The sequence below is a fragment of the Bacillus sp. S4 genome (assembly GCF_040838205.1).
GTDB lineage: Bacteria > Bacillota > Bacilli > Bacillales > Bacillaceae_G > Bacillus_A > Bacillus_A cereus_U.
The window spans coordinates 1-10556 of the sequence record NZ_JBFPJI010000116.1 but is presented as its reverse complement, the minus strand read 5'-3'; the positions used below and the strand labels follow the sequence as shown (position 1 = coordinate 10556).

The window sequence follows — 10556 nt, the reverse complement described above, 5'->3', positions numbered from 1 at the left end:
TCATAACGTAGTACAATACAGTTATTAACACAATCGCTACAAAAAACGCGAATACGGCCACAACATACCCATCTTTATTTAATAACAAACATATGGAAATAGATATTATAAAAATCGGAAACACGAGACGTACCTTATCCTTCACTTCTTCTGTCGTATCTGTATGATGAAAATACTGTGTAATTCCTACCATAAGAGATGACAAAATAATAACCGACAATAGTAAAGGTCCTGGCATTCCGATCTCTCCTTTCTCTATTTCTAATTATATACAAACCCCACACTCTTTAAAAGTTAGATAATTCAGCCTTTTAATCTTTTCTACATCCACTCTTTAATGTATTGTTACGCCACGTATACTAACTCAATTTAAGTTATACATATAATAGCGCCTTCAACACGACATTTTCAAATAATAGCACTTACAGTAATGTTGTAATATTCCTCTTCATTCTCTGAAATCCTGCAAATATAACTCGTCAAAATATGCAATAAATAATAACATTAAGCACCTAATTTAGACAAAAATTATAGAGGACATTTCAGCATGTATCAAGAAATAAGAATAAGAAGATAAGTAAGGGGGGATTTATAATGACTGAACACGTTTTATTTTCTGTTAGCGAAAACGGCGTTGCATCAATTACTTTAAACCGTCCAAAAGCACTCAATTCTTTATCCTATGACATGTTACAGCCAATTGGGCAAAAACTTAAAGAATGGGAACAAGATGAGCGTATTGAACTCATCGTTTTAAAAGGAGCTGGGACGAAAGGTTTTTGTGCAGGTGGTGATATTAAAACGCTATACGAAGCACGTTCTAACGAAGTTGCATTACAACATGCAGAGCAGTTTTTTGAAGAAGAATATGAAATTGATACATTTATTTATCAATACAAAAAACCAATTATCGCTTGTTTAGATGGAATCGTAATGGGCGGTGGTGTCGGTCTGACAAATGGAGCTACGTATCGAATTGTAACAGAGCGTACGAAGTGGGCAATGCCTGAAATGAACATCGGTTTCTTCCCTGATGTCGGTGCTGCTTATTTCTTAAATAAAGCGCCTGGATATACTGGCCGATATGTTGCTTTAACAGCATCCATTTTAAAAGCTCCTGATGTATTATATATTAACGCTGCTGATTACTTTATGACATCAGATTCATTACCAAATTTCCTTACCGAACTTGAAAATGTAAATTGGAAAAAAGAAGATGTACATACTCAGTTAAAAGAAGTTATTCGTACATTTGCAACCGCTCCAAACTTAGATGGCAATCTTTCTTCTTTATTAGAAGAAATTAATTCGCATTTTGCATTCGATACAATTGAAGGAATCATTCAATCTTTAGAGAAAAATCAAAGTCCATTTTCCCAAACAACGAAAGAACAGTTATTATCAAAATCGCCTGTTTCATTAAAGGTAACATTAAAACAGTTTATCGATGGCCAAGAAAAGTCAGTTGAAGAATGTTTTGCGACAGATCTTATACTCGCTAAAAATTTCATGCGACATGAAGATTTCTTTGAAGGAGTACGCTCCGTTGTAGTTGATAAAGACCAAAATCCAAATTATAAATATAAACACTTAAGTGATGTTTCAGAAGAAGATGTAAATCGATTCTTTAACTTACTTAACGCCTAAACAAAGAGGTCATATATTGTAGCTCACTCTCAGCTACTCTATATGGCCTCTTCTTTTTAGTTAAATAATTTTAAATATAATTTAATTTTATTTAACTAAAATGTATGTTAAACTAACGTTAATCGAATTTTCTAAAAACAATAAAGGAAGGCGGATAACATTATGGAAAATTTTTTTCTGTTTATTATTATGTCTATATGTCTTATTATTCTACCCGGTCCTGATACAGCAATGGCTACGAAAAACACATTGGTTGCTGGCAAAATCGGCGGCGTAAAAACTGTTTTTGGTACTTGTGTTGCGCTTTTAATTCACACTTTAGCTGCTGTAATTGGTCTTTCAGCACTTATTGTAAAGTCTGCTCTTTTATTTTCTATTTTTAAATATGTTGGTGCTGTATATTTAGTCTATATTGGTATTAAAGCCCTTTTAGCAGTAAGAAACACAGAAGACTTAAATACAAATGACGTTCCAATAAATAATGACAATAAACATACTTCTTGCTTTCGCCAAGGTTTTCTTACAAATTTACTAAACCCTAAGGTTGCAGTCTTCTTTTTAACTTTTTTACCGCAGTTTTTAAATCCAAATCATAATACATTTATACAACTTCTCGTTATGGGACTTACTTATCTCATTTTAACAGTCATTTGGTTTGCTTTTTATATATTTTTAATTGATAAAATTAGTGCTTTTATGAAAAAGCCGAAGACACAGCGTTATATTCAAGGGATTACAGGAATCGTCTTAATTGGGTTTGGTATTAAATTAGCCTTTGAAAGAAATAGTTAACACAATGCAAACGAAAATACACTACTCCATTATGAGTAGTGTATTTTCGTTTGCATTATTTTTATAATGAGTGGGAATGCACCCCACTCATTATCATTTCACTTTATTAAAACCAGCGCTCAGTTACAACTTTTTTACGTGTATAAAATTGAACGCCATCCGTACCATTTGTACCAAGATCTCCAAAGAATGAAGCTTTGTTTCCTGCAAATGCGAAGAATGCCATTGGTGCTGGAACATTAACGTTTACACCAATCATACCAGCATCAATATTGTCTCGGAATGTTTGTGCGTGTTTACCATTTGATGTATAAATAACAGCACCATTCGCAAATTTCGATTGATTTGTCAGCTTAATACCTTCTTCTAAATCTTTTACTCTTACAATACTTAATACCGGAGCGAAAATTTCATCTTGCCAAATTTTCATTTCTTGATTTACGCCATCAAAGATTGTTGCACCAACAAAGTAACCTTCTCCAACTTCTTCATTGATTTTACGGCCATCTACTAGTAAAGTTGCTCCATCTGCTACACCACTATTAATATAGCCTAACACACGTTCTTTATGAGATTCACGGATTAATGGTCCAACATAATTATCTTCGTTGAAACCGTCACCTACTTTTAACTTCTTCGTTTCTGCTACTAATACATCAATGAATTCATCAGCAATTTCATCAACTACTGCTACTACTGAACATGCCATGCAGCGCTCTCCACTACTTGCAAACGCAGACCCAATTACACCTTGTACTGTTTTCTCAAGGTTGCAATCTGGCATAACAACCGCATGGTTTTTCGCACCTGCTAACGCTTGTACACGTTTACCATTTTTTGTACCAGTTTCATATACGTAGCGTGCCACTGGCTCAGAGCCAACAAACGAAACTGCTTGAATATCTTTATTTTCTAAAATACTATTTACAACATCTTTTCCGCCTTGTACTAAATTTAATACCCCTTTTGGAAAACCAGCTTCATAGAATAACTCTACAAGTCGCTCAGCTAAAAGTGGTGTTCTTTCAGATGTTTTTAATACGAATGTATTACCGCAAGCAATTGCAAGTGGGAACATCCATAACGGAATCATCATCGGGAAGTTAAACGGTGTAATACCAGCAACAACTCCGATTGGGTAGCGCCAAATCGATCCATCAATTCCACTAGCAATATTCGGAAGGGCTTGTCCCATCATTAAATTTGGTGCTGATGTTGCAAGTTCTACCGCTTCAATACCACGCTGTACTTCACCAGTTGCATCCGTTAGCGTTTTACCGTTTTCTAGCGTAATGATTTTTGCAAGCTCATCTTTATTTTCTTGTAACAGTTGTAGATATTTGTATAGTTGTCTTGAACGATTTGGAACTGGCACTTTAGACCATGTTTTATATGCCGCTTTTGCCGCTTCAACAGCTTTTTCAACATCTTCTTTTGGAGAAAGTGGAACGTAAGCGATGATTTTTCCAGTTGCCGGATTCGGAACCGCTTCTACTTCCGTACCAGTAGATTCTACCCATTCGCCATTAATATGATTTTTCACTCGTTTAATTTCAGTTGTAATCATTATATTCTCTCCTTTTTTATCATGGTTTTTATATGTGCACTATTTTTGATTAGAAATTAATTGTTCGCTAACTTTCTTATATAAAGCAGCCATATCGTTTTCACCATATCCTGCCTCACTCGCTTCTTCATATACGTTTAATAGCATCTCACTTACTGGTAAGTGAAGTTCACTTTCTTTAGCTAACTCTACCGCAAATCCTAAATCTTTCTTCAATAAATTTACAGTAAAGCCAGGCTCATAATTTTCTGATGCAATGAAACTTTTATAATTACGCTCATAAATTCTACTTTGACCGTAACTTACATTTAAAATATCAAACATTTTATCTAAATCCATATTGTTCTTTTTCGCTAATGTTAAAGCTTCACTCACGCCAGCTGTATAAAAACCAATTAATAGATTGTTAATTAATTTAACAGTTGTACCGCTATCAATCTGCTCACTAACATGGAAAACATTCGCTCCAAGTACTTCCATGACAGATTCAGTTTTTTCATATACTTCTTTCGATCCACCAACCATAAACGTTAATGTACGGTTTTCTGCACCAATTACCCCGCCACTAACAGGTGCTGCTAAAAAGTCTACTTTCTTTTCCTTCGCCGATTCCTCTAATTGTTTGTTTAATTGTGGAGATACTGTACTTGTATCAATTAAAGCTACATTCGAGTGGCTATTTTCAAATAATCCTTCTTCCCCAAAATATACCGCTTCCACAGCACGAGGTGAAGGTAAACTTGTAAAAATCACATCGCATGTCTCTGCTAGTTTTGAGATTGATAAGCCGATAATTCCTCCTTCTTTTTCAAAGGAAGCTTCAGCCTCTTTATTCAAGTCCACTCCATATACTGTGTAGCCCGATTTAACTAAATTTTTAGACATTGGAAGACCCATGTTACCTAAACCGATAAAACCAATCTTTTTCATATCGCTTTCCTCCTATTTACACAATATATTTCCCGCGATTTATAATAACTTTCGCAATGTCTCTCTTTTTCGTAAATAAGTTCGAGTATAAAGGCACTAATAATTGACGGATTTCAGCTAATATTTCTTGTCTATTTTGTTCTTCTGTGACAGCTGCTGAAAGAATGGAAATCGAAGCTTCTTCTACTTTACGATATCCTTCTTCACAAATAACATCTGTTATCATTTGCTTCGTACGCTCTTTTTCCTCACCATTTTTACTAACTGCTTTCCTCGTACGTAAAAATGCTGATTCCATGACGTACACGTCCGTCAACATATTTGATAGTACACGTGAATATTCTTGCTCCTGATCAATTTTTAAGTCCGGAGTTTTAGAGAGCGTTTTCAAAGATTGTTTCAACAATTTTTTCGATAATAAAATGTAACGATGGTTTCTTTCTACATTTGATATATCACTTTCTACTACATGATCTTCAATTTGCTCAAATTGTTTCATTAACATTTTAGCAACTGTTAATCTATTAATTTCGTTCGTTCCTTCAAAAATACGGCTAATTCTAGCATCACGATATAAACGTTCTACTTCGTATTCTTGCATATAACCGTATCCACCATGAATTTGTACAGCCTCATCTACAATATTGCCAAGTGTTTCAGAAGCATTTACTTTATTAAGTGCACATTCAATTGCAAATTGGGACATTTTTTTCATAAGATCTTCATCACTCTCATGAATTGCTTCATCAATTACACCCGCTGTACGGTAAGCTGCACTTTCTGCTCCATATGTAGAAATAATCATATTTGCAATTTTCTCTTGAATCATCGTAAAATCTACTAATTCTGTTTGGAACTGCTTTCGTTCCTTTCCATATTGAACTGACAAACCAATTGCTTGTTTTGCTGTTCCAATATTTCCAAAAGCAAGTTTTAGTCTCGCGAAGTTAAGAATATTAAGAGCTACGTGATGCCCTTTCCCAACTTCCCCTAAAACATTTTCAGCGGGAATGACAACATCTTCTAAAATAAGCGTCGCTGTTGAAGAACCTTTAATCCCCATCTTCTTTTCTTCTAATCCTATTGATACACCTTCACATGTTCTTTCGACAATAAACGCTGTCATTCCTTTATTTGTCTTCGCAAAAACAACATATACGTCTGCCATATGAGCATTTGTAATCCACTGCTTCTCACCATTCAACTTCCAAGCAGTACCCTCTTCATTCAATACTGCACTCGTTTTTGCACTTAATGCATCAGAACCAGCATTTGGCTCAGTTAAAGCATAAGCCCCAATCCATTCTCCCGATGCGATTTTCGGTAAATATTTTTCTTTCTGTTCTTTCGTTCCGTAATATATGTAAGGCAATGTACCTACACCGGCGTGTATATTAAAAGAAACGCTAAATGCACCAGCGTAACCCATTTTCTCTGCTACAAGACCTGAGACAGCCTTTCCTAACTCGAATCCACCATAATCTTCTGGTACCTCAATGCCTAATAATCCAAGTTCCCCAGCTTTCTCAAATAATTGACGAGAAACTTTATAGTTATGTTGTTCAATATTCTCCATTTGTGGGACAATTTCTTGTTTAACGAATTGTTCTGTCGTTTTTGCAATTAAATCTTCATCCCCTGAAAAATCTTCTGGTGTAAAGAAAGTATTATTCACATCTTTATTGAGTGAAAAAAATTCATCCCATGGTAACTTCGTTTTCTCCATCTGAATCCCCCTATCATTTCGGCCTTCATTGCTTTTTGCATATGCTCGTCTACGATGAGTGGAATATCTTACTATTGAAAACAGAAGGCGATGATTTTTCACATCAAGCAGTTCGTTTTGCCAAAGATGTATTCTCATCGCCTAAGTCCTTCTACCTATTGATCTTCAGATAATACTGTTTTTGCAATTCCAGTATCTAAGTCTTCAAAGTCATGATATGAAATTGTTTCATATAACTCACTTCTCGTTTGCATATTAGAAAGTGCATCTTTTTGAGAACCTGTCTCTTTAATTAGCGTAAACACATTCTCATATGCTTTTGCAGCAACACGAAGTGAAGTTACAGGATAAATTACCATTTGGAAGCCCATATTCGCAAATTCCTCTGCACTATAATATGGTGTTTTCCCGAACTCAGTCATATTTGCTAGTAAAGGTGCATTCACTTTGCTAGTAAATAAACGGAATTCTTCTTCCGATTGAAGCGCTTCTGGGAATATCGCATCTGCCCCTGCTTTTACATATGCGTTCGCTCTTTCAATCGCTGCATCTAATCCTTCCACGCCGCGAGCATCTGTGCGTGCTACAATATATAAACTTGGCTCAACTTCTTTAATCGCTTTAATTTTTTGAACTAATTCTTCTGTAGTAACAAGTTTCTTACCATTTAAATGTCCACATTTCTTTGGTAATTGTTGATCTTCAATCTGAACAGCCGCAACTTTCGCTTCCACCATTTCTACAGCTGTTCTCGCTACGTTTAGTACTCCACCAAATCCTGTATCAATGTCAACAAGAACTGGTAAATCTGTAGCTCTTACTAGATCCCTTGCTCTCTCTGCTACTTCAGTAGATGTCACGATTCCTAAATCTGGTAGCCCTTTACTTGCAGTATAAGCAGCTCCCGATAAATAAAGAGCTGAAAAACCTGTATTTTTCGCAACAAGAGCCGCCATTGCATCATGAGCACCTGGAATTTGTAAAATTTCATTTGCTTCTACTAAAGCTCGGAAGCGATTCGCAAGCTCCTCTTGTGTTGACTGTTTATTCACAACCCAAGCCATTCTAAATTCCCCCTATTATTAAATTAAGAATAGATCTACAAATTCGTTTACATTCATATTTTCTAGTTTTTCTTCATTTAGACAAACTTCATGAATTTTTTCTTGTTGCTTACTAGAATAATGACCTGCCATATTTGCAGTGAATTTTTGAACAACTTTTGGAATCGCTTCGTCTCTACGGAAACGGTGGCCAAGTGGGTATTCACATTCCACATTTTCTGTTACAGTACCATCTTTAAAATGAACTTGAACAGCGTTGGCGATTGAGCGCTTGTTCGGATCAAGGTAATCTAAACTGTACTGTTTGTTTTCAACAACAACCATCTTATTACGTAATTCATCTACACGTGGATCATTCGCTGCTACATCCTCATAATCATCCGCAACGATATCTCCTTTTAATAAACCAATTGCCGTAATGTATTGTAAGCAATGATCGCGATCAGCTGGGTTATTTAATGGTCCCTCTTTATCGATAATACGAATTGCTGATTCATGAGTTGTAATTGTAATACGATCAATTTCTTCTAATCTTTCTTTAATTTCAGGATATAATTTCACAGCACATTCTGCAGCTGTTTGTGCATGGAACTCTGCTGGGAATGACACTTTGAATAATACATTTTCCATTACATACGATTCTAGTGGTCTTGCTAATTTTAATTCCTGCTTATTAAATAATACATCTTGGAATCCCCATCCTGGCGCAGATAATGCTGTTGGGTAACCCATTTCACCTTTTAGAGCAGTCATTGCAAGATGAACACCGCGGCTCGTCGCATCTCCTGCTGCCCATGATTTACGTGAACCAGTATTTGGAGCATGACGATATGTACGAAGACTAGAATTATCAATCCACGCATGTGATAATGCATTAAAGATTTCTTCACGCGTTCCGCCAAGCATTTTCGCAACTACCGCAGTTGTTGCTACTTTTACGTATAATACATGGTCAAGACCAACACGGTTTAAGCTGTTTTCTAAAGCAAGTACACCTTGAATTTCATGTGCTTTAATCATCATTTCTAGTACTTCACGTACTTTTAATGGTTCTTTTCCTTCTGAAATACGAACACGGCTAATATAATCTGCTACTGCTAAAATTCCGCCTAAGTTATCAGATGGATGTCCCCATTCTGCTGCAAGCCAAGTATCGTTATAGTCTAACCAACGGATCATACATCCGATATTAAATGCGCCTTTTACTGGATCAAGTACATATGACGTACCTGGTACGCGTGTACCATTTGGCACGATTGTTCCTGGTACAACTGGTCCTAATAATTTTGTACACTCTGGATATTGTAGCGCTAAAATTCCGCATCCAAGTGTATCAAGTAATACGTAGCGAGCAGTGCTGAATGCTTCTGCACTTGTAACCTCTTTATTTAATACATAATCCGTAATTTCTTCTAATAATGCATCTTTTTGTTTAATTTCATTTGTTTTAATCATACTATTCTTCCCTTTCTGTCGAAAATTCGTTATTATTAATGATGGGTGTCGGTCAAACACCCATCTGGCGGGCGGCGCTAACAACTCCCCAGTTGTTTTTATTTACTAAATGCATGTCGCTCGCCAATATAATTTACACGTGGACGGAACAAACGATTGTTCGCATGTTGCTCAATTACGTGTGCACATAACCCTACTGTTCTAGAACTAAAGAAGATTGGTGTGTAAAGTTGAATTGGAATACCAAGCATCCAATATACTGGAGCAGCATAGTAATCAAGATTCGGATAAATGCCTTTTTCCTTCTCCATAATCTTCTCTCCAGCTTCACACATTTCATATAGTGTATAATCGCCTTTTACATCACAAAGCTGTTTTAAAGCTTCCTTCATCATAAGTGCTCTTGGATCTATCTTCTTCATATATACGCGATGTCCAAAGCCCATGATTTTTTCTTTGTTATAAAGTTTCTTCTGTAATAGTTCTTCAAATTTCTCAACATTGCCAGCTTCTAAAAGCATGTACATAACCGCTTCATTTGCACCACCATGTAAACTTCCTTTTAAAGATGCAACTGCACCTGTTAAAGCGCCGTATAAATCCGATTGTGTTGATGCAATTACGCGAGCTGTAAATGTAGAGTTTGGCATTTCATGTTCACTATATAATACAAGGGAACGATCAAAGATCTTTTCCTCAAGTTCAGTTGGTTTTTTACCAGTTAACATATAGAAGAAATTCGCACTATATGACAATTCCTGAAGGGGCTGAATTGGCTCCTCGTTATTTAAAATATGATAGCTATTCGCTACGATATTTGGCACTTTACTTAAAAGCTTGTACCCTCGACTTTTATTCACTTCTAACGAGCGGTTTTCGATATCACTATCGTAACCAGCTAATGCTGACACACCTGTACGTAACCCATCCATAGGATGCGTTTCTTTAGGCAATGCCTTTAGCACATTAAATACACCTTCCGGCACTGCATATTCTTCTTTTAATTTCTTTTCAATTGTTGCTTTTTCATCCTCATTCGGTAGCTGTTCTTCTAATAAAAGATGCACAATGTCTAAATACTCTTTTGTTTTTGAGAGTTCGATTAAATCATACCCTTGAATTACAATTTCACCTTTTACTGTGTCAAGAAACGAAATTTTCGTCTCCGCTGCTACTACACCATCTAATCCCGGGGAAAATTTTTCTTCAGCTTTCATCATTATTTCCTCCAATCCTAATAGATCTTCGTGCACATAACTGTAAGCCTTTACAATACTGTGAAACTACATTTCTCTATTTCAATGTATCAGAGTTTTTAGAAGATTTCAATTTATTTTATAATGATAAGTTTCCTATACTGTTACCGATGTAATAA

The 10556-nt window shown here is 35.8% G+C and carries 9 protein-coding genes; 2 read left to right on the top strand and 7 right to left on the bottom strand.

Features of this window, described 5'->3' with window-relative positions:
* On the bottom strand, positions 1 to 238 hold a 238-nt coding region (locus AB3X48_RS12925; protein ID WP_367959643.1), incomplete at its 3' end, for a hypothetical protein.
* A 356-nt stretch (positions 239 to 594) separates the two neighbouring features.
* Between AB3X48_RS12925 and AB3X48_RS12920 the strand changes: the two genes are divergently transcribed.
* Both AB3X48_RS12920 and AB3X48_RS12915 read left to right on the top strand, forming a co-directional pair.
* Complete coding sequence (locus AB3X48_RS12920) at positions 595 to 1647, top strand: enoyl-CoA hydratase/isomerase family protein (protein ID WP_016104780.1); 1053 nt, start codon at positions 595 to 597, stop codon at positions 1645 to 1647.
* Between the two features lie 159 nt (positions 1648 to 1806).
* Entirely contained in the window at positions 1807 to 2439 is a 633-nt protein-coding gene (locus AB3X48_RS12915; protein WP_087947231.1) for a LysE family translocator, read from the top strand.
* Positions 2440 to 2545: 106 nt separating this feature from the next.
* Here the strand turns inward: AB3X48_RS12915 and AB3X48_RS12910 are convergent, their stop codons facing one another.
* From AB3X48_RS12910 to mmgD, 6 genes are all read right to left on the bottom strand, one after another.
* Positions 2546 to 4006, bottom strand: coding sequence for a CoA-acylating methylmalonate-semialdehyde dehydrogenase (locus tag AB3X48_RS12910; RefSeq protein ID WP_002127280.1), 1461 nt, complete (start codon positions 4004 to 4006; stop codon positions 2546 to 2548).
* Between the two features lie 39 nt (positions 4007 to 4045).
* Entirely contained in the window at positions 4046 to 4936 is an 891-nt protein-coding gene (locus AB3X48_RS12905) for an NAD(P)-dependent oxidoreductase (RefSeq protein WP_016104779.1), read from the bottom strand.
* A 16-nt stretch (positions 4937 to 4952) separates the two neighbouring features.
* Positions 4953 to 6662: an acyl-CoA dehydrogenase FadE gene (locus tag AB3X48_RS12900; RefSeq protein ID WP_033714149.1), complete on the bottom strand. Its 1710-nt coding sequence runs from the start codon at positions 6660 to 6662 to the stop codon at positions 4953 to 4955.
* A gap of 155 nt (positions 6663 to 6817) precedes the next feature.
* Entirely contained in the window at positions 6818 to 7726 is a 909-nt protein-coding gene (gene prpB, locus AB3X48_RS12895) for a methylisocitrate lyase (protein WP_002157933.1), read from the bottom strand.
* An 18-nt stretch (positions 7727 to 7744) separates the two neighbouring features.
* A complete protein-coding gene (gene prpD, locus AB3X48_RS12890) occupies positions 7745 to 9181 on the bottom strand; it encodes a 2-methylcitrate dehydratase (RefSeq protein ID WP_002157934.1) in 1437 nt (478 codons plus the stop codon).
* Between the two features lie 98 nt (positions 9182 to 9279).
* A complete protein-coding gene (gene mmgD, locus AB3X48_RS12885; protein WP_002202097.1) occupies positions 9280 to 10401 on the bottom strand; it encodes a citrate synthase in 1122 nt (373 codons plus the stop codon).
* Positions 10402 to 10556 lie beyond the last annotated feature (155 nt).

Coding starts and splice junctions, on each gene's coding strand:
- AB3X48_RS12900 (WP_033714149.1), bottom strand. CDS start 6,662: ATGGAGAAAACGAAGTTACCATGGGATGAATTTTTTTCACTCAATAAA.
- prpD (WP_002157934.1), bottom strand. CDS start 9,181: ATGATTAAAACAAATGAAATTAAACAAAAAGATGCATTATTAGAAGAA.
- AB3X48_RS12910 (WP_002127280.1), bottom strand. CDS start 4,006: ATGATTACAACTGAAATTAAACGAGTGAAAAATCATATTAATGGCGAA.
- prpB (WP_002157933.1), bottom strand. CDS start 7,726: ATGGCTTGGGTTGTGAATAAACAGTCAACACAAGAGGAGCTTGCGAAT.
- AB3X48_RS12920 (WP_016104780.1), top strand. CDS start 595: ATGACTGAACACGTTTTATTTTCTGTTAGCGAAAACGGCGTTGCATCA.
- mmgD (WP_002202097.1), bottom strand. CDS start 10,401: ATGATGAAAGCTGAAGAAAAATTTTCCCCGGGATTAGATGGTGTAGTA.
- AB3X48_RS12905 (WP_016104779.1), bottom strand. CDS start 4,936: ATGAAAAAGATTGGTTTTATCGGTTTAGGTAACATGGGTCTTCCAATG.